General features: G+C 36.3%; 17 protein-coding genes. All 17 read right to left on the bottom strand.

The genetic code is table 11. The features are described 5' to 3' along the window. Positions 1-575 (bottom strand): glycosyltransferase (locus tag ABJH98_RS01255; protein WP_348305795.1); only part of this gene is annotated, 575 nt, incomplete at its 3' end. Between the two features lie 3 nt (positions 576-578). Then, entirely contained in the window at positions 579-1,682 is a 1,104-nt protein-coding gene (locus ABJH98_RS01250) for a DegT/DnrJ/EryC1/StrS family aminotransferase (protein ID WP_348275899.1), read from the bottom strand. Between the two features lie 12 nt (positions 1,683-1,694). Further along, positions 1,695-3,428 carry an ABC transporter ATP-binding protein/permease gene (locus ABJH98_RS01245; RefSeq protein ID WP_348305794.1) on the bottom strand — a complete coding sequence of 578 codons (1,734 nt, stop codon included), beginning with the start codon at positions 3,426-3,428 and terminating at the stop codon, positions 1,695-1,697. 66 nt (positions 3,429-3,494) lie between these two features. Further along, a complete protein-coding gene (locus tag ABJH98_RS01240; RefSeq protein ID WP_348275897.1) occupies positions 3,495-5,879 on the bottom strand; it encodes a polysaccharide biosynthesis tyrosine autokinase in 2,385 nt (794 codons plus the stop codon). Between the two features lies 1 nt (position 5,880). After that, entirely contained in the window at positions 5,881-6,711 is an 831-nt protein-coding gene (locus ABJH98_RS01235) for a polysaccharide biosynthesis/export family protein (protein WP_348275896.1), read from the bottom strand. Positions 6,712-6,781: 70 nt separating this feature from the next. Then, complete coding sequence (locus tag ABJH98_RS01230; protein ID WP_348275895.1) at positions 6,782-8,086, bottom strand: nucleotide sugar dehydrogenase; 1,305 nt, start codon at positions 8,084-8,086, stop codon at positions 6,782-6,784. A 265-nt stretch (positions 8,087-8,351) separates the two neighbouring features. Then, positions 8,352-10,028 (bottom strand): capsule assembly Wzi family protein, encoded by a 1,677-nt coding sequence (locus tag ABJH98_RS01225; protein ID WP_348275894.1) that lies wholly within the window; start codon positions 10,026-10,028, stop codon positions 8,352-8,354. A 5-nt stretch (positions 10,029-10,033) separates the two neighbouring features. After that, positions 10,034-11,122, bottom strand: coding sequence for a DUF1972 domain-containing protein (locus tag ABJH98_RS01220; protein ID WP_348275893.1), 1,089 nt, complete (start codon positions 11,120-11,122; stop codon positions 10,034-10,036). Next, on the bottom strand, positions 11,115-12,041 hold the full coding sequence (locus ABJH98_RS01215; protein WP_348275892.1) for a glycosyltransferase: 927 nt from the start codon (positions 12,039-12,041) through the stop codon (positions 11,115-11,117). The genes ABJH98_RS01220 and ABJH98_RS01215 overlap by 8 nt, the downstream gene beginning before the upstream one ends. Position 12,042: 1 nt before the next feature. Further along, entirely contained in the window at positions 12,043-13,083 is a 1,041-nt protein-coding gene (locus ABJH98_RS01210) for a hypothetical protein (RefSeq protein WP_348275891.1), read from the bottom strand. After that, positions 13,073-13,699, bottom strand: a complete 627-nt coding sequence (locus ABJH98_RS01205) for a hypothetical protein (RefSeq protein ID WP_348305793.1) — start codon at positions 13,697-13,699, stop codon at positions 13,073-13,075. Before ABJH98_RS01205 ends, ABJH98_RS01210 begins: the two co-directional genes overlap by 11 nt. A gap of 179 nt (positions 13,700-13,878) precedes the next feature. After that, positions 13,879-14,676 carry a glycosyltransferase domain-containing protein gene (locus ABJH98_RS01200; protein WP_348275889.1) on the bottom strand — a complete coding sequence of 266 codons (798 nt, stop codon included), beginning with the start codon at positions 14,674-14,676 and terminating at the stop codon, positions 13,879-13,881. After that, on the bottom strand, positions 14,664-16,562 hold the full coding sequence (asnB, locus tag ABJH98_RS01195) for an asparagine synthase (glutamine-hydrolyzing) (RefSeq protein WP_348275888.1): 1,899 nt from the start codon (positions 16,560-16,562) through the stop codon (positions 14,664-14,666). The genes ABJH98_RS01200 and asnB overlap by 13 nt, the downstream gene beginning before the upstream one ends. Before the next feature lie 52 nt (positions 16,563-16,614). Then, positions 16,615-17,598: a glycosyltransferase gene (locus ABJH98_RS01190; protein ID WP_348275887.1), complete on the bottom strand. Its 984-nt coding sequence runs from the start codon at positions 17,596-17,598 to the stop codon at positions 16,615-16,617. Positions 17,599-17,647: 49 nt separating this feature from the next. Continuing rightward, positions 17,648-18,244: a methyltransferase domain-containing protein gene (locus tag ABJH98_RS01185; RefSeq protein ID WP_348275886.1), complete on the bottom strand. Its 597-nt coding sequence runs from the start codon at positions 18,242-18,244 to the stop codon at positions 17,648-17,650. After that, positions 18,210-19,481, bottom strand: a complete 1,272-nt coding sequence (locus ABJH98_RS01180) for a flippase (protein WP_348275885.1) — start codon at positions 19,479-19,481, stop codon at positions 18,210-18,212. The genes ABJH98_RS01185 and ABJH98_RS01180 overlap by 35 nt, the downstream gene beginning before the upstream one ends. Before the next feature lie 90 nt (positions 19,482-19,571). Continuing rightward, a partial coding sequence (locus ABJH98_RS01175) for an exopolysaccharide biosynthesis protein (protein WP_348305792.1) occupies positions 19,572-20,461 on the bottom strand: 890 nt, incomplete at its 5' end.

Below are 20,461 nucleotides of genomic sequence, written 5' to 3'. Positions count from 1 at the left end.
ATGGAATGTTCGTCATAGGCACCTAGTTCTCTGACTTTTTCCAAATCGACTAAGACGGTGGGTGCGACGATAAAATAATCCTGTAAGAGTATGGGGAATATAGATCCGGAAGGTAGCTGAGATTCAACCTGCCAAGCTCGCTCCTCAAAAAATGTAGGTTCAGGTAGATGAAATCCTTTATCGTCAATTTTAACTGCATCGCAGTAAACCATAGCCAGCTTCTCATCAGAATGTAAGAATACCTCGACTTGATTTTTGATTTTCTCAGGTTCTAGGTTATCATCACAGCTGAGAATTTGGTAGTACTTTCCCTTAGCCAGCTGTAAGCCAACATTGGCATTTTGGGTGATGGATCGGCGATCCTGATGGAAGACAGTCTGGATCGGTAAGCTCTTGTCTTTTACCCAATCCTGTATCCGTGCGGCACTGCTGTCTGAAGAAGCCGAATCAATGATAATCAATTCGATATTAGGATAGGTTTGGTTGAGTACACTATCCAGCGTATCCTTCAAAAACTGCTCGTGGTTGTAAGCAATCGCAATAATACTAACTAATGGTAGCTCTTTCTCTACCATTAGTTAGTAGTGGTTCAGTGCCTCTACCACTTCCTGTACTTCCTGATCAGTCATCACAGGGCTGATTGGAATACTTAGGTTGTGTTGATGCATGTGTTCGGTGATAGGAAGTGAAAGGTGCCTATATTCCTTATAGGCATTTTGGTGATGAAAGGGTACTGGATAATGGATCAAAAATTGAATCCCTTTCGTCTCAAGGTAAGACATCAGCGCTTCCCGATCTTGGGTCTGAATTACATAGAGGTGAAAAACATGATCTTCTAGGCTAGAGTCCCAACTTGGCAAAGTAATCTTAGGGTTGGAAATGGATTTGCTGTACTGCTTGGCTATTTCTACCCGTCTGTTGTTTTCTGAATTCAGGTAGTTCAGCTTCACATTCAGGATAGCTGCCTGCAACTCGTCCAACCTAGAATTCATTCCTTTGTATAGGTTATAATATTTCTTCTCACTACCATAGTTAGCAAGAATGCTGATAGTCTTAGCAAGCTCTTCATCTGAGGTCGTTACAGCTCCAGCGTCGCCTAGAGCGCCTAGATTCTTTCCTGGGTAAAATGAAAAACCAGCAGCATCACCTAAGTTGCCGGCTAACTTACCTTGAGGGTTTTTAGCACCGTGAGCTTGGGCGCAATCCTCTATGAGTAAAAGATTATTTGAAGCAGCTAGATGCGCCAACTCTTCCATAGGATTTAACTTTCCATAGAGATGTACCGCTAAAATAGCCTTGGTTTGTGGCGAGATTGCCTTCTTCACTTGCTCCAAAGAAAGATTGAAGGTAGAAGGATCGGGTTCTACGAAAACGGGCTTGAGTCCACTTTCTGAAATGGCTAGAATTGAGGCGATGTAGGTGTTTGCCTGCACTAGTACTTCATCTCCTGGCTTCAACCTGCCCATTAGCAAATACGCTTTGAATATTAGGATAAGCGCATCCAGTCCATTTGCCACTCCGACGCAATGCTGAGTACCACAATAGGACGCAAATCTTTCTTCAAATAGTTTGACCTGCTGACCTCTGATAAACCAGCCTCTCTCCAGCACGTCTTTCATTGCCTTCTCCAACTCCACCTGATGGACTAGATTGATTTTCTTTAAATCCAAAAATGTCACCATGTTCCTAACCGATCAAAATTCTTGTAATTCTACCATATTTTTAAACCTGACATTTTTCAACATCAGTTCTGAAAACTCTCCACTGTCCTCAATTATTCCCTCATTCATCACCAAAATTTCATCCGCATTTTTCACAGTGCTTAATCGATGTGCAATTAGAATTATATTACAACTTCCTCTGAGAGACTCAATATTATTTTGAATGGCCTTTTCTGTTTCACTATCCAAGGCTGAAGTGGCTTCATCAAAAATCAGAAGGTCCACCTCTTTGAATAATTCTCTCGCGATAGAAATCCGTTGTTTTTGACCTCCACTGATCAGAACACCATTATCTCCTAGATGGGTATTTTCTTTTTTAGGAAAAGATTCCACTAACTCATCCAAATGAGCAAGCTTGATTGCTTTATCGAATTTGGCCTTGTTCTCTGGGGTAGGTTCCGACCAGAAAGAGACATTATTAAAAATGGTGTCATTGAAAATAACGGGCTCCTGTGTAATGTAGCCCACCCGATTTCGAAAAGACCCTAGATCAACTTCATCCCGCTGGGAACTATTGACTAGGAACTCACCGGAACTAGGTTCTATCAAGCCAGCTAGAATGTTTGTCAGCGTAGTTTTACCGCTTCCGCTCTTCCCTACCAAGGCATAAGTGCGGTTATTCTCTATTTTAAAATTGATATTTTTCAAAATAGGGTTTGAAGGATCGTATCCAAAAGTAAGATCTGCCAGCTCGATGGATTGAATTTGATTGACTTTAATATTACCTGGATTCTTTTCAACTCCTGTTCTAAAATCCTCCAATAATTCTACACCTACATGTAGCCCACCCAGATTTGAAGTGAATGCCTGCCAGCTAGTCTGCACCAACATGATGTAATTCAATGCACGATAGAAAAACAACAAACTCAGAAAAATAGCAGCCATATTGCTATTCAACACAGTGATTTGAATAAGGATAACCAGAATGACTATACCGATTACCAATGGCTCTCTCGAGGCTTGAAGTATGGCATTGAAGATGCCTATTTTCTTTTGCTCGTCCTCAATCTGATCTACATAGCTTTTGAGCTTCTGCTTGTACTTTCCAAAAAAATCTGTCGCCTTCAAATACTTAAAATGGTGAACCGCCTGGATTAGTAAGCCTTGGTACACATGGCTCAGGTTACTGTTATTAATAGAAGCGACCGTCGTACGCTTATAGATCATTTTATAGATGAAGTTGGTGAGATAACCTCCAAAACTCACTAATAATGCAAATTGGAAGTTTGCCAAAAGTGCCAGAATCAGATAAACCAGCAATAAAACGATAGACTGAAGCGTAGGAAAATAAGCCACATAGGCAGAGATGATTTTATAAACCTCACCTGAAAGGGTGTTTTGTACTCTACCCGCATCCAGCTTCAGAAAACTACGGTAGCCCATGTTGCCAAGGTCATCTACCATTTGGTATCTGATCTTTTTGACGAAGTACATTTGGACGAGCACTTTGTAATACCCCTCGAAATACTTAATAATCCCCTTCAATAAGAACAGCAGAAAAAGAAAAGTAAGGATTACCGCAGGAGTAAGGTCAAAGCCCGCACCGGTAATCCCATCCACTAAAAACTTTAAAATCCCCAGAGATTCTGAAACCTCACTGCTATCGAGTGCTTCATTTCCGGCTACTTGTACTAATGGAATAAACATGGCTAAGCCAAATCCATCCAAAAAACCGGTAATGAGACTAAGTGCTAATAGTACGTACACTTTTTTTCCTAAAAAGGAATAGAAGAAAAAAAAGTGCTTTAACTGACCCTTGAAATAGTTTAACACTTATTTCGATTTAAGAAACTTACTCCTTTTGGTATCATCCGTGTAATAGCCATACCCGTATCCATAGGAATAACCATATCCTCCGTAGGAAACCTTTGAAGCATCAAGACCATTGAAAATCGCGTAGATATTTTTCAATCCTTTTTGCAATTTCAACCCATTGACAGCGTCAATGAATGATTTCTCAGAGTAATCCTGTCTGAAAATGAATAGCGTAAAGTCAACCAAAGTGAGTAAATCCAAGGTTTCCGAAACCAAACCTACAGGAGGAGTATCAAGAATAATCACTTCGTAATCGCTTTTCAAAGCTGTCACCAGCTGCTCAAAATAAACAGAAAACAGCAACTCCGAAGGATTAGGAGGAATAGGGCCTGCTACGATAATATCAAGATTTTCATGACCACTTTTCTTGATGATTTTCTTGTAATCATCTTCCTGTCCACTTAAAAAAGTAGAAAGTCCTACGTCATTTTTCAACCCAAAATCATTAAAGATTTTAGGCTTCCTCATATCACATCCTATAAGGATAGTTTTCTTGCCGGTGAGCGAATAGACGGAGGCCAAGTTCAATGCGCAAAAAGTTTTACCCTCTCCAGAGATGGTCGAAGTGATCATAAATGTCAACTGATTCTCCTTCGGAACCAAAAACTTGATATTTGAACGCAAAGACCTAAATCCCTCTGCAATACCAGATTTTCCATTAGTAAATACTACCAGATTTTCATCCGATTTATTTAAGAGGATGGTAGAAAGCACTGGGATTTTTAATTTCCTTTCAAGGAATTTAGGATCTTCAATTTTTGAACGGAAAAACTCTCTCACCAAGAAGATCATAATAGGTCCAAATAAACCTATGAAAAGAGCTATTCCATAAATTCTAGAAGGCACAGGGCTTATTTGCCCACCCGAACGAGCATATTCTATGATCTTGTTGGCAGGTACATTTGAGGCTTTAGAAATAGCTGACTCGGCTCTTTTTTCAGTTAAGAAATTATAGATATTCTCAGTCAAACTCTGCTGCCGCTGGATTTTGATCAAGTTTTGCTCGGCTTTTGGCAAATTTCTGAACGAGGACTCAATTACAGTTCTTCTCTTCTCTAGGTCTGCAATGGTCATTTGGTTATTGCGATCAACGTTATCAAGAATTTCCCTGATTGAAGAATTCAAATCGATCAGTCTTTGGTTGGCACTTTTTACTTGTGGAGAAAACTCAGTTTGCGTAGCCATCAACCTTGATCTGTCAACCTGCACGGATAGTAAGTTTTCTATCAACCCATTGAGGTAGGGATCGTCTATACCCAGACCAGATGGAACTACTATTTCATTGTAGTTTTCACGTACCAAATACTCCTTCAAGCGTTGGTAGTATTGTCTCTTCAGCTGAGCTTCCGCCAATTCAGTCTCAATATCCGTCAGTTGGGTGAATACCGTCGAAGACTCATCACTTAGATTAAATATCTGATTGGAGGATCGATAGTCTTGTAGCCTATTTTCGAAAATGGATAGTGAATCCGCTACTCCAGCTACCTGGCTGTCGATAAAGTTGATTGTTCTGCTGGCAATTTCATTTTTTTCTAAAAGCTCCAAATCGAGGTAAGTTTCCATCAATTGATTGAGGTAGGTTTCTCCTTTGGATCTGTTTGCAACGCCCAAGCCTAGGTTCAAAATAGAAGAATTCTTATCCTGAAGGTTCACTTGCAAGCCTCCAGAATACTTTCCAATCAAAAACTCCAAATCTCTAAGTACAAAATTTGAAGTACCCTCAGACGTGCCTGAAGTATTGTTCACTTTGATTTTGTATTGCGGAGTTTCAACCCACTCTCCAAAATTGAAAGTCTTAGCTTCTAACTCCTTCACTGTCTGATAACTTCCATCTGGCAACAGCTGAGAATAGGATTCTTCAGGAAATTGGAGCGTAAAAGTTTTATTATCCGTCCAAACTATTTGGATTGGTCCATTGAGGATCTGAGGAGCTTTCCAATCTACCTCAACGAGAACAGGTGTATTTCTGTAGATTTCCTCGGCTATAAAGGACCCTTGTCGATAATATTCAACTCTAAAATCAAGTTTTTCCAACGTAGCTTTAGCAATGGGTCTTGATTTCAAGATGATCATCTCATTGGTCAAACCTAACCCCTGCTCTTGAGAGATGGTAGGGTTTTCAAAAAGTGATAAGCCTTTTTCGTTTTGTTTGATAAAAAACTTAGACGATACACTATAATAAGGAGGTGTAGTTTTAGTCAAATAATAGGCGACGCCTAGACTAAGTATCACACTTCCGAGGATCCAAGGCCAAATCTTAAGTAGTTTGGGAATTAGTGACTTAAAATCAAATAGATTTTCCCCTTCCTGATGAAAGTCATTATCTTCTAGCTCCGTGTTCATATTAGTTGTTTCTCGTGATGGTAAAAATAAGAGCGATAGCCGTTACTGTCGCTGTGACTAAAGAGATGGTCTCTACAAGTGTATTTCCTGCACCAATCTCTCTAACCTTCATAGGCTCAGCATAGATCATATCGTTAGGCTTTAGGAAAAAAAACTCGGAGCCTAATAATTCTCTATCGAGGAGATTGATCTTGTGCATTTGAGATCCATCAGGATATTGTCTTAGCAAAACTATTTCATCGCGTTTGGCTACACGACTAAGGTCACCTGCGAATGCAATAGCTTCATAGATGGTGACACGATTTTGCAGGATGGTATATTTTCCAGATCTATTGAATTCCCCTAAAGCACTGAATCTGATCCCCCCAAGTCTTACTCTGACAAAATACTCATCTTCCTTGACGTACTTTTGCACCTTAGTCTCGACCAATGCTTTTACTTCATTAGTCGTCAATCCCAGCAGGTTAATGACACCTACTAAGGGAATTTCTACATTACCATAATCATCAAGAGAGTAGCCATTCATAAAGAAAGCATCACCAGCACCCTGTCCTCCGGCCATTGCAGAAGCATTGTTTTCATCCGCGTTGACCACATTGAAAATCGCATTTAATGCTGGATCAGTAGTTTTGATACTAATCTCTAAGATATCATTTGCCTGCAGCAAATAGTCTTCCACTTGGTATCCATACCGATTACTTGACTCTACTAGCGGACCTGTGGATTCCTCTAGTTCTTGCATGTAAATCACTTTCTTATTTGACACGCAGGAGAAAAGCACTATAGCGAGGATCGAAAAAGGAATTAGATTTTTAAAGTTCTTAGTGTTCATCTAGTAGGGTATAAATTAAATCATGGAAGATAAGGTAAATAATTGAGGTACTAATAGCTAGTACCAGGTATCATAGACGTGCATCTACCCTATCTTTCGGTAGATAGCCTTTTACATCAAACACCACTTGACTGCCTGATTTTTTGATCTGTAAGTTCATAAACTCCTTATGAGCTACCGCCAAAATAATAGCAGAATACTGTGCCAAATCTGGCGCATTTGACCCGGAATGAATAGCTATGCCATATTCGTGACTTACTTCGGTAGGATTAGCCCAAGGGTCATACACATCCACATCCATATCATAGGATTTGAGCTCATTGTAAATATCGATGACGCGGGTATTTCGCACATCCGGACAATCCTCCTTGAAAGTAAATCCAAGGATCAACACCTTCGAATCGATCACTTTCAAGTCTTTTCTCATCATCAATTTGATCACCTCTGTGGCTACATGCTTACCCATGCTGTCATTCAAGCGACGACCGGCTAGGATAATTTCCGGATGGTAACCGAGTTCTTGAGCTTTTTGGGCTAGGTAGAAAGGATCTACTCCAATACAATGTCCGCCAACCAATCCAGGCTTAAATTTTAAGAAATTCCATTTTGTCCCTGCCGCTTCGAGAACCTCTGAAGTATCTATTCCCATCAGGTTGAAAATCTTGGACAACTCATTGACAAAAGCAATATTGATGTCGCGCTGGGAGTTTTCGATTACCTTGGCCGCTTCAGCTACTTTAATGGAAGAGGCCTTGTGAGTTCCTGCGGTAATGACCGTGCGATACAACTGATCCACAAATTCAGCTATCTCTGGAGTAGAGCCTGAGGTGACCTTGAGAATATTTGCCACCGTGTGTTCTTTGTCCCCAGGATTGATTCGTTCTGGAGAGTATCCCGCAAAAAAATCTTCATTGAATTTCATTCCAGATACTCTTTCCAGCACTGGAACACATTCATCTTCTGTCACACCAGGGTAAACAGTAGATTCGTAAATAACGACATCTCCCTTTTTGAGGAAATTTCCAATATTCTCAGATGCCTTAAGCATAGGAGTGAGAACCGGACGATTGTGTTTATCGGTAGGAGTTGGGACAGTGACTATGTACACCGTGCAATCTGCAAGAATTTCCGATTGGGTAGTAATCAGAAGCCCGTTCGCTTTATCCTTAGAGAAATCCGAGACTAGAACAGATCTCAACACTTCATCTTCCACTTCGAGCGTTCTATCCTTGCCTTCGTTCAGCTCCCCTACTCGCTTGGTGTCAATATCAAAACCTACGGTGGGGAATTTCTTAGCAAATTCCACTGCCAAAGGAAGCCCTACATATCCTAAGCCTATTATGGCAATTTTAACGTCTTGTAATTCTGTATGCATAGTTAATTTACTTTCTAAAGAAATCTCTTAAAAAACTGACTTCCAAGTTTTTAATTTTAAATAATTGGCAGCTTCGCCCTTTCAGTCCCAAAACTTAGCTCTAGTTTGGAAGGCAGACTTCACGTTACTTTCTGCACACAAACAGTTCAAAAAACAGCCTCAAAGCTCCTGAATCTTCATTTACTCGTTTAATGAGTACTAAAGTTACTCATTTCAACTAAGGGGCAAAACTAATGGAATTTGACTAATTTTAATATCCCTGGTGTTACTTATGTATCTGGTATATCAAATTCAAGGTTCCCGAGAAGGTAAAGAGCTTTTGTCCTTGAGGGAAATCAGCACTAGATTCTGAAGAGTTTTCCCATTGGTAATTTACACCTTGAATTACCTGAGTTTTACTACTGAGTATAAATCTATCCCACTGATGATCCCAAAGTAAACCGACACTAAAATCTACCCAGGGCTTTTTATTAGAGCTAGAACCAAATGCTCTGTTATAAAAATCTTGGTGATTTTCTATCCTTTGAAGTAGTACTCCTATTTTATTGAGGCTGGAAATTTTTGAAACTTCCAAAATCTGGGCATTCCCACCTACACCAATTCCCACGCCCATGGATTGACCTTCATTCGTAAATCCTCGAACTTGATAATGTGTATGCCAGCTCGTATTGCCATCGTTCTGGTCAGCGTATCGGATATACCTATTTACAGATTCTGCCTGCTGTACAATCTCAGCCCTTATTTGGAATAAAGAGCCTGGTGTGCCTGTTTTAAATAGTTTCGTAAAACCCATCAAATATGCCCGAGCATGCTCAGGGTTCAAAATAAATTCTCTCCAATTGTAACTATGATCCTGCTTACCGTACTCCGCATAAGCCTCAAAATTAGCCTTGATGTTATAATACCTTAAGAAAAACGATACCTGCTGATCCTGACCTCTAGAATCATAAACCACTGAATTGTCATTGGTAAATAAGTTCACCTTTTGAAAGGCTTCGAGAATAGGCATTCTCCCTTGAAAATCATCCGTCACATCGTCATTATACTGTTGAAAAGTTCTGTTTAACCCAGCAAAAAAATTAGGTAAAAATACGGGTTGAAAAGTGACCGTTAGTCCCGTTACATATTTCCAGTCTCCTCGAAATGGATTAGCAAATAAACCATTCAAACGTTCATTTTGCGAGGGCAGTAAACCTGAATCCTCAGCCCTTCCCACGATAAGTTCTGCTTCCAGTTTACCAATGAAAATATTAGCTGGACGACTCGTGCGAAGAAAAAGATGCTTCATTCCTCTGGCATTATTGCTGAAAATGAGAGAATTGAACTGCCCTGGCCCCCACCAAATATTCTCTGTGGAAGCACCTAAGGCTAGCGGTCCCGCATTTAAGCTGATATAGGATTGACCCCACCAGGCAAAAGAATTATACTCTTTAGAAAAACGCTCCGGATGATCACCGTAATTCCAATATCTGAATCTTGCTAAAAGGACGTTTTCAGAATAATTCTCGCCAAATCCCTGATAAGGCTTATTTTGACTGGCTACAAACTCTGGCCTGAACTGAAATTTCAGGAAAAATAATTTCCCATAAACACCAGGAGAGAGCAGCGTCTGCAGCCCTGCACTATTCATCATGCTGAAATTGCCCCAGCCAAAAGGTCTGTTAGAATTATAAACTGTAGTACTCAAGACTGGCAAGATTTCCAGATGAGCCTTTTTTTCTGGAATAGGAAAAGTGTCATTAAGCGTATTAAAGCGGTTTTGCTTCAAACTCACGATAGGCCTCAGTCCAAAGGAAAAGTCTTTTATTTGATCCAATCCTTGTAACTGTTGCCTTCTGAGACTTTCCTCCAAGACTGGAAATCCAGCAGGTATGGTCTGTGCCAAAACAGAATTTGCAACTAGAAATAGGATTAAGAAACAACTCTTGGATGTTCGGATCATCAATTTCAAATTGACTTCAACATTTTGACGTACTTCTTATTTATAGCTTTCCAAGAGTAATTTTTTCGTGCTAGTTTATACATGACAGCTGACATTTCCTCCCTGTCAAGTTCCTCAAGCCTGGATAACAACTCCAGCAAATCATTAGAATCATTGAAATAAACTGCCTGATTGAACGTGGTCTCTCTATTATAATTGACGCCAAAAGCTATAATAGGAAGTCCTAAATACATAGCTTCTACAAGCGAGGGATTAGTCCCTCCAGCACTATGCCCGTGTAGGTAGTAATGGCAATTTGATCTCAATACATTCAACTCCTCATTTGCATAAATAGGATTATACAAAATCACATTCTTTTTGGTAGAGTATTTTTCATACAGCCGCATACCGTAGTCACTGGAACTCCAATTTCCCACAATTACATAGGGAATAGGAAGGTCATTCTCTGAGAAAACCTTCAGCTGCATCTCTATATTATTCTCAGGTTCTATGCGGCAGACTGTAAAAATGTAGGGAGAAGTAAGAAATGAATACTTCTTTATATAAGGAAAAGGCTCTACACAACTCACGTGATTTGCTCCATACGCTATCAAATGCGAGTCTGTATTATATTCTTCCTTGACATAATCATAGATATGTTTATTGTCTGAAACAATCCCATCGGAATACTTTACAGCCACTGACTCAGAAAATTTCAAAAATCGCTTGGCAAAAGGTCCCCATTTATCGCGTTTCCATTCAAGTCCATCTATGTGAGTGACTATTTTCGCCTTAGTAAAAGGACGGATCAAAGGGATGGAAATTGCTCCAGAAACACCTAGAACAAGAATATAATCAAATCCTTTAGTCGATTTCCATAGGGAAACAGAATCATAGATTACACTTTGTACACCATTAGCCTTAAGATTCAAGTACTGAAGCTTAGCTCCTTTGTAGGTATCTATTTTCTCTGGATAACTCGAGCTTTGACAGTAAATCGTAATATCATAAAATTTAGGAAGGAGGTCCAATAAATACTCTACTAAAGTCTCAAATCCTCCGTAGTTAGCTGGTACACCCACGATTCCAAGAATTGCTAGTTTCTTCTTAGACATTAGAACTTTTCTTTTGAATTTTTAAAATGGAAAAAGTATTAAAAAATGATTTTTTGAATTTGTAAACCATAGAAAAAGATAAGGTCAAAAAAATAAAGCCAAATTTATTAAAAGGCCTGAGATTAAGGGAGTATCTGAATAGCCTAGCTAGGCTTTCAGTGGTATCGAAACCTCTAGATAGCAGGAATTCTTGGAAAAGAAGTAAAACCCTTCCATGATTATATGATTTTAAAACTTTAGAAATAGGATTAGATTGAGAAGCCCCCAAAACATTGTTTGAATGCTGTCTATAATAACTCAATTGGGTAGGAATAAATTTATAGGAAACATCACTACTCAACACTAATAATGAAAGATACCAATCATGCATTGGAATCCTTTCATCAAATTCAAGATTAAGATGTTTCAAGAAAGAACTAGACATAGCTATGGTGTGGCCAATTACACAATTGGAGAGGAACAAACTTGGAAGCGAAAAATCTCTTTGAACATCCCAGAACTTATTATAAAAAGATGGCTTGAGTGTTTCCAGCTCAGAATTTACAATAACTACATCGTGAAAAACGAACTTCGCCCCATTTTGAAACTCTTGAAAAACAATCTCATTCTTTGTATGAATCCACACGTCATCTTGATCACACAAATAAAGTATATAATCAGAATCAAGGTAGTTGTCTCTAATAATAGCAATGGAATTGAGAAAGGAATGACAAGCTGATTTAGCATAGTCAAAAAATTGAACTGATATATGACCATATTCCTTACTTAATTTCTCAATCTTACTTCTGGATAAATCTGTAGATCCATAGTCATGAATGAAAATCATATCTATCTCTAAGGACTGGTCCATAATACTCAGCACCTGTTGCTCAATGTAGTCCTGTCCATTGTGCGAACATATCAATGCAATTTTCACCATTCTATTTTTTAAAGAAATAGCAACATGTCAAAAACCAAATAGGGAGAAACAGCCAAGGATTAACAAAACCAACGGAAAAGTACATCATCGTGCTCCGAATAGGTTTATTGATACCACTCACGTAAAAAATCGCCATAATAAACAGCGCGAAAAGCAAAAAACCCACAATTCCAAACTGAAGAAACAACATAGGTAATTGCATTTCAATTTGATAAGGTTGATTATAGTCTGTAACAAATTCATCAATCACAAAACCAAAACCTCGCCCGATATATAGATAATCTCCACTAATTAAATCTACAATGCTTAAAAGTTGATTGTATTTGAATACAATACTTAAAGCAAGGTCAGCCCTTAATACATAGGAAAGTAATTCAATACCAACAAACAATCCTCCAAATAGTATCAAAGGAAAGAAATACCAAAAATTTCTTTTAATCAAATCTTTATGATCCTTCCATACTCGCCAGACAAAGAAAATAATAATAAAAACACTTTTACACAAAATAAAAACATAGACAAAAGTTATTAGAAACAAAAATATATTAAGAGATTTTCGTTTAAATAAAGTATAATCGTTGAGAATTAGAAGTGGTGTAGTTTCTATAAAGACACGGTGGATGGAACCATCCGTCCCCCTAATAAAATTAAGCCCCCTAAAAAAACTAAAATCCAGATTGAGAGAAAAAAATATTGTAGCTAGTACTACAGAAACTAAATTAAATATTGTAATCCATTTTAAATCAAAATCAAAATTCAATTTACACTCATGTCCGATCAATACAATAGATAAAACAAATAAAATAAATCCTAAAAAATGACTGAATCCAAATTCATTTTTTAAGGAATCATTTAACCAAAATAAGGTCAGAAAAGACCCAAAAATAAAGAAAAAAAGAAAAATGAAAACCATATCTTTCTTTCTTTCAGAAATTAAAAATGAGATAATCTGTATTGGAATAAGAGCTTTTTGACTGATAAATAAAAACAAAGGCCAAACGGAAAAAATCCAATTCGTCAATCGGACATCCTTAACTTTCATTCCACTTATTTATAATGCTCGTAGATTTAATCTTTCTAAAACCGAATTTTCTTTCAATGTCTCTTTTTAAAAAAATACTAAAATTAATCCTCTCAAATCTAAGAAGGCCCGGAATATTATCCAGAAAACCTAAGTGAAGCAAGAACGTGAGGTAACCTTTTAACTTTAAATAAAACCCCGGCTTAAACAAAACCGAATAATTCCATTTTAGATGGTCAACTACATAAACATAGCTTCTTAATTCGAATAGGTTAATAACTTCATCTCTGGTAAAAGCTCGATCAAATTTAATACAAGTATCCTTAATGATCTGCAGAGCGTAAGCATCTCTAGTGAGATTTATTCCAAATAAGAAAGATTGAAAATGTTTTCTTACTTCTTCACTAATGCTAAAACCAGTAAAATTAACATGATCCAGTTCTTTATCTAGTAATAATAAGGTTTTAGTAAAAATTACCGGATTTGAGATAAATAGGGAATTATTAAAAAAAATGAATTTCATTTTTCCATGTAATATGCCTTCTAAAAAACCCTTTATATAACAATTCAAGTCATACCCTTGTGTACCACTGGAAATACTCGTAATACTTTCAGGGATTTCGTTCAGATTAGTCAAATTACCATTGTAAATAAGCAAAACCTGAAAAGTTGAATGACGAGAAATGTAATCCAAGAAGATCAAAACATCCTCTCTTAATTCGGAATTTCGCTCATATACGGCATAAACAAGAGTAGTCAAACTTATTTAATAATTAAGCTAGTGTAATTTGTTAATAAATCCGGCGTCAAACACGGCTAATGAACATTTGCCAGTTTGCCATACACTCTATCAACCAAATCAAAAAAGGGAGACAAGGGCTGATTAGAATCATAAAACCGCTTAAACCAAACATAGCCGATCAAATGATTATATCTGGTATCCAGGCTTTTGTGTACTTCTATTGAAAAATAGGGGCTACGTCTTAAAGAAAATAAACCGGTAATGTAATCTAAATTAGATTTCCAAAGTACATACATCAGAGAAAGTTGGTCTCTTTTACTTTTGTGAAAGAACTCATTCCACCAGAGTTCCATACACTCGATGACCTGAGGATCATTATGTCTCCTAAAGAGAAGACCATTTTCCGTTAAGCCAAATTCTTCAGGAAAACCTTCATCCCTATACCCTCTCATTTGAGAATTGACAATGTCAACATTTCCTTTCTTGGATTGAATGATAATTTTGGCTTCCTGATAAATACAATTTCTAGCAAAATGTTTTGGCAGGGCAAACTTATATTCACTATCGATTAGTTGTTGAAACAACTCACTTGCCTCCTTCTTAATCAAGATATTGGAATCTATATATAAACTTATTTCATATTCTTTCAGAAACAGATGAGGCAAAAACTTATACATTCTATTGAGCTCAATGGAACTTAACTCATCCTTAGATACAAGCCTTATATCCCAAACGTTGGAAACTATGCACTTCTGATCTGTAAAGCACACAAAATCAACAAAATCAAATTCACCTTTGGGGTCTCGTAATTGATCATAATCACCAAAAAGTGCAGTATAAACCACTAAGCGATTAACTTTCACTTCATCCATTTTTCATACCACATCTGAAAAATCAAAACAGTCCAAACCTTTCCTGAAAGATAGGTATGTCCTTTTAAAAATAACTCTTTGATTTTTATAATCTCAAACTCATTAAATAATCCATGCTCTTTTAATTTATCAGGATGGAAGTAATATTCTAAATACTCCCTAAATCCCTCTACCAACCACTTTTCCAAAGGGATGCTGAAGCCCATTTTTGGACGATCAAGTAGATCCTTAGGGATATATTTGTGTGTGATCTCTTTAAGAAGGTGCTTTTTATTTCCATCCTTAATTTTCAAGTTAGAATCCAAACGAGCCACAAATTCAATAAGTCTATAATCAAGTAATGGTTCTCTACCTTCCAGACTTACCGACATGGTAGAGCGATCGACCTTAGTCAAAATATCATCCAGTTGGTAAGTTTTAAAATCTATTGCCATCATTTTATCTAATTCAGATAATTCATCCGAGAGGTATTCCAAGTCGTCAAAACCAGTGATTGTCTTGTCCAAATCAAAACGTACCAGTTCATTTAATTCTGAAGTAGTAAAAAATTTCTGCAAACTTTCCATAAATCCGGAATGCGACTCAGATTTCATAAAAGACACAGCACGATAGAATCTTTCACTAAACCTTGGAAATAGAGAATTGACCATTACACGGCGCGGAGTAACCTTTTCCAACACAGTAGAAAAATCCTTTCGGTTGGGAATACGATTAAACAAGTTATAATATTTACCCGCCTCCAAATACTTTTCGTAGCCTCCAAATAATTCATCGCCACCATCCGCACTAAGTGAAACAGTTACCTGCTGCCTAGCCAATTTACTTACCAACATGGTAGGTATCATTGAGCTGTCTGCAAAGGGTTCATCAAAATAAAAAGCTATATCTGGAAGAATAGTTAAAGCATCCTGCTGGCTGCAATAATATTCTGTGTGGTCGGTATCCAAATATTCTGCAATATTTTTTGCATGGTGAGCTTCATTAAATGTTCCTTCTAAAAACCCAATGGAAAAGGTTTTGATTTTCTCAGTCCGAGAAGACTGTACTAGAGCAGTAACGGCTGAAGAATCATACCCCCCACTCAAAAATACACCCACAGGAACATCTGAAATCAACCGATACTCACAAGCTGATTTTAACAGGTTTTCAGTCTCTGTTAGAACATCCTGTTCTGAAAGAAAAAGTTTCTCTTTATTATAACAGTTCACGACATCCCAATATTTGGAAGTATGAATTTGAGTATTTTCAAGTGAAAACTCCAAAAAATAACCTGCTTTAAGTTTATGGGTGTTTTTAAAAATAGTGTAAGGCTCTGGAATATATCCATATTGAAAAAACAAGTTTAATCCTTGCTTGTTTATTTCCTTACAAAAAGATGGATGCTCGTGGAAACTTTTAAGTTCACTCGCAAACATGAATAAACCATTATTAAAATACCAATAGATAGGCTTTACACCTGCTCTGTCACGAATCAATGTGATTTTTTTCTCAATCGAATCATAAATAACAATAGCAAACATCCCATTCAGTCGATGAACCATTTCTTTGCCCCATAGACTAAACGCTTTCAAGATAACTTCAGTGTCAGAATTAGAATCAAATAAAAAACCTTCTGTCTCTAGATCCTTACGTATCTCTTTAAAATTATAAACTTCACCGTTAAAAATAATCTGATACTGCTGAAAAACCATAGGTTGATGGCCGTGTCTTGATAAATCCAAAATAGAAAGTCGTCTATGGCCAAGTCCCACCTGAAAACGTGAATCATTCTGATAAAAATAGCCAGAATCATCAGGCCCCCTATGTACTAGGGAGTCCGTCATCCTTTTTAAGACATTCGCATCTGAAGTAAATTTTAAATCAACAAAACCTGCTATTCCACACATAGAATAAATAAAATACCAAATAATTACAAATTATAACCAGGAGAATAGGAAATCAAGAATAGTTTTTAAAAACAGCTTTTTCCCCCATTTTAACTGCCGAAAACAAAAACTTGAGACGCTTATAAATAAAGCTAGGATTCTTTAAAAACCGAAAGAATGACCAATAACATATAATTAAATGAAATGAAATACGATTCAAATGATACTTGAAATTTTGGGTCTTTATTTGGCTATAGAAATAAGTCGTATTTCTAAATGAATAAAATAATTTAAGCAGTGACAAATTAGGACTAAAAATATCCTCACCGTCTTTATAAGACATATCCAAATCTTCTATCTGACTGGAATAAATCAAAAATTGACTCACACCTATTTGAGAAAACCTAAGGGTAAACTCATGGTCATCAGCATAAACAAAAAATTCTTTTTTTGGCAATCCAATTTTCCTAAGATTACTAATATGAGAGAAAAGACCTCCATAAGGTCCATAACTTACTTTGATTACTGGAAATTTAATTTCATGGACGGTCTCAGAAACAAGATTCCTAGACAGCTTATTTCCTAAATAACTTAGGATATCAAATCCACAAAAAGCATTGATTTTTGGACCTTTGATAATTCCTTTAGAAACTGCTAAAAAATCATCTTTCCAATGTTTTCCCCTATAACTGTACAAAACTGGATGTTCAAAACTTTTCGAAAGTAAGGCATACGCATCTTTCAATGCTTTGAGAGAACCTGGGGTTGGAAGATTGTCATCGTCTAAAAACCAAAAGAAAAAATCCTTTTCGAGTTTAAAAGCTACTTCAAGGATCATTGAATAAGCACCTGCAGTTCCGACATTATTTTCATTTGTAAATAGCCTTAAATGGGGATACCTTTTTTCCAATGAATCGATTTCAACTTTAGATTCACTTAAGGAACCATTGTCAACAATCCATATTCCAGAAACTCCTTCATTAATAGAAGCTTGAATGACCTGATCCAAGAACTCAAATCTATTTCCATAAGTAACTATAACTGCTATTACTTCCATAGAATTAAAAAAATAGAAAAAACCAAAATAAATCCTCCAAAAATCATCATCATCTTTTTTGGATCACGAAATATATTTCGTAGCATGGAAAAATATAAGAGAAGGATTCTTCATACAATTCCTTCATATAGGTAGATGAGTTGAAGATGAAGGTTAAAAACTTCTTAAATAAACTTCTAAGTCGAAAATCAGAACGAAAAATCAATTTTACGTCAACAATTTCGAAATTGATATCATTATAATAGGTAGGAACCTTTCTCTTGAAAAAAGAATCATTACTGAAATATGAAAGTGAATATAATCCCCAAAAACTTTTATGTGTGTAATCACTGTAATAGTAAGGATTAGAAAAATGCGGCACAACATTGATCATTTTACCGTCAGGTTTCAAAATTCTGAAAACTTCCTTCAGAAAGAGAGGGAGATTGTCGATATGCTCTAAAAAATGGCTAGAATGAATCTCATCGATGCTACTATCTTGAATAAACGAAAAACCATTGGATAAATCACATACATAATCAACACTTTCTTTTTTCATTATATCTAAGCCTATACAATAATCAAACTGTTTAGTCTCTCCAGGACCTAATTCCAAAACACACTTACCGTATTTATTTTGGTACTTTAACAATATTTCTTGAAACATTTCTATTTGTTTTAAATATCAAATAACTCGTATAATATAAAGACAGTGTAATTAAGGTTTCCGAAATCAGTGTGGCATAAAGAGCGCCTTTGTAATCTAATTTGGGTACAAGCTGTAACAATAGCAATAAATCAACAATCACACCTATCCAAACAATAAGGCTGAACTTCTTAGAATTTCCAGTTGAAATAAGGTATTGAACAGCAGGTACATTTACTCCAATTATAAATAAGGCTATTGCTAAAAGTTGTAAAATCTCAATCACAACAGCTTCCTCCTTACCGGAAATAAGCAAAGAAATAATATCTGCAAAGAAAAAAGTACCAAGAAAAATGCATGTAGAAAGCATTATAGAGATCGAAAAGAGGCTTTTCAATCTATCAGAAATAGCTAAGCCACTAATTGCTTGAGACTTTGAAACACTTGGGAAAAAAGCTTGAGACATGACCACATTCAATCCATTGATTGCTTCGAAAATCTTCTTACCAATTGAATAAAATCCAAGATTTGTAGAATCAAGATAAAATGCCAGTATTAGCATTGAGTTATTTTTGTAGCCCAATATTGCTAAATTAGATGTGAACAAGTTCCATCCGTCTTTAAAATAAAAATAGAGTGAATGCCTATCTGGAATGTAAAATTTAATATCAAATTGTCTTATTACCAGAACTAGAGAAAAAACACCCACTAAAATAAGACCTGATGAATTAAGAAGAGGAACTAACCAAATATCATTCTCCCCTTTTACAAAAAGAAAAATTCCTACTGTAAAAATCAACTTGGCTACAACACTCAAATAGGTTATATACTTCATTTTCTCCATTCCTTGAAAAAGCCAGATTGGAAATAAGATCTGACCAAAAACCATCCCAAATGAAAGAAATAATAAATTCTGTATATCGTTGAATTTCTCTATTGAGAATATCAAACATATCATCAAACAGAAGCAAGCAATCATTAATAATAACTTGATAATTAATACGCTGCCAAATATCTCATTGATTTTCTGCTGATCATACCTATAAATCGAAACTTGCCGTGTTGCAGAAAGATTAAATCCGTAATCTGTTATCAATACAAAATAAGAAGTAACAGCTAACGAAAAAGCAAGAATACCATATTGTTCGACTCCTAATACCTTGACCAAATACGGAAAAGTCACCAACGGCATAATATAATTTATCCCTTGTAAAAGGAGTAAATTAAAAATATTTGAAATAAGACTTTCTTTACCCAAAAACTTAAGAAACTAATTTATTTTATTATGAAATCTGGATAGAAAAATTTATGAAAATAACTCAATAAATTTCTAGTATTTTGACCAACTCTATTTTGAATGTCGCCTGCGCAAAAACTCAGTTCCAATTATATAAGCAATCGAAAAGGAAAAGCCAATCATTAAAAAAATAATCAGGACAGTTGACCCTCTTAAATTCGACTTTTCTAGGGGAATGGTTACGGGCTGAATGATAGAAAAAACAGGAGTATTCTTCGCTACTTGTAATTTAGCCTGTTCCACTTGTTTTGCTAGCTCACTATACACTTCAAAATTAAAATTATAATTTGTTTGTAATCTATCCAATTGATTATTAGCATATTCTGAATTTAAATTTTGATTACGTTCTTTAAAATATGCTAATTTATCCTGAGCATCTTCAAACTCTTTCTTCTTTTCCAAGAATTGTCCCTCTGTGAATCTCAATTGTTCTTTCGCATTTTTTATTTTAAATCTGATTATTTCTTCTTGCAGCAAATCCACTGCAAACTTTACCATTTCTGCAGCCATCAACGGTTCAGGCATAGTAAAGGAAACCATTACAATCCCCTCTTTTTCATTTGGTGCTATCTTTAATTGGGAGGCAATCCTATTGCAATGGGAATATTCTTCTTGACTCACTCTTATTATTCCATCTTCTTCCTGAATAACCAAGTCTTCTGGCTCTCCTTTTAATTTTTTTATAAAAATCCCTGGTAAACCAATTGTATATTTTTTAATCATATCAAAAATCCCAGGCGAATGTACTTGATTGTAATACTCCTGATAGGTCATAGTGCTATCATAACCATTGACTCGGATTTTGGCATCTAATAATGCCTTTTGAAAGTTGATTGAAGAAACAATTTTAGGATACAAAACAGGAGATATCTCTGAGCCTCCATTTATACTACCCAGATTAACTCCAGCTAAACTGGCTAATCCACCTAAAGCACCACCTG

This window comes from Reichenbachiella sp. (assembly GCF_039969095.1).
Classification (GTDB): Bacteria; Bacteroidota; Bacteroidia; order Cytophagales; family Cyclobacteriaceae; genus Reichenbachiella.
Note: the sequence above shows the minus strand (reverse complement) of the source record. Positions and strands in the feature narration are given on the sequence as shown.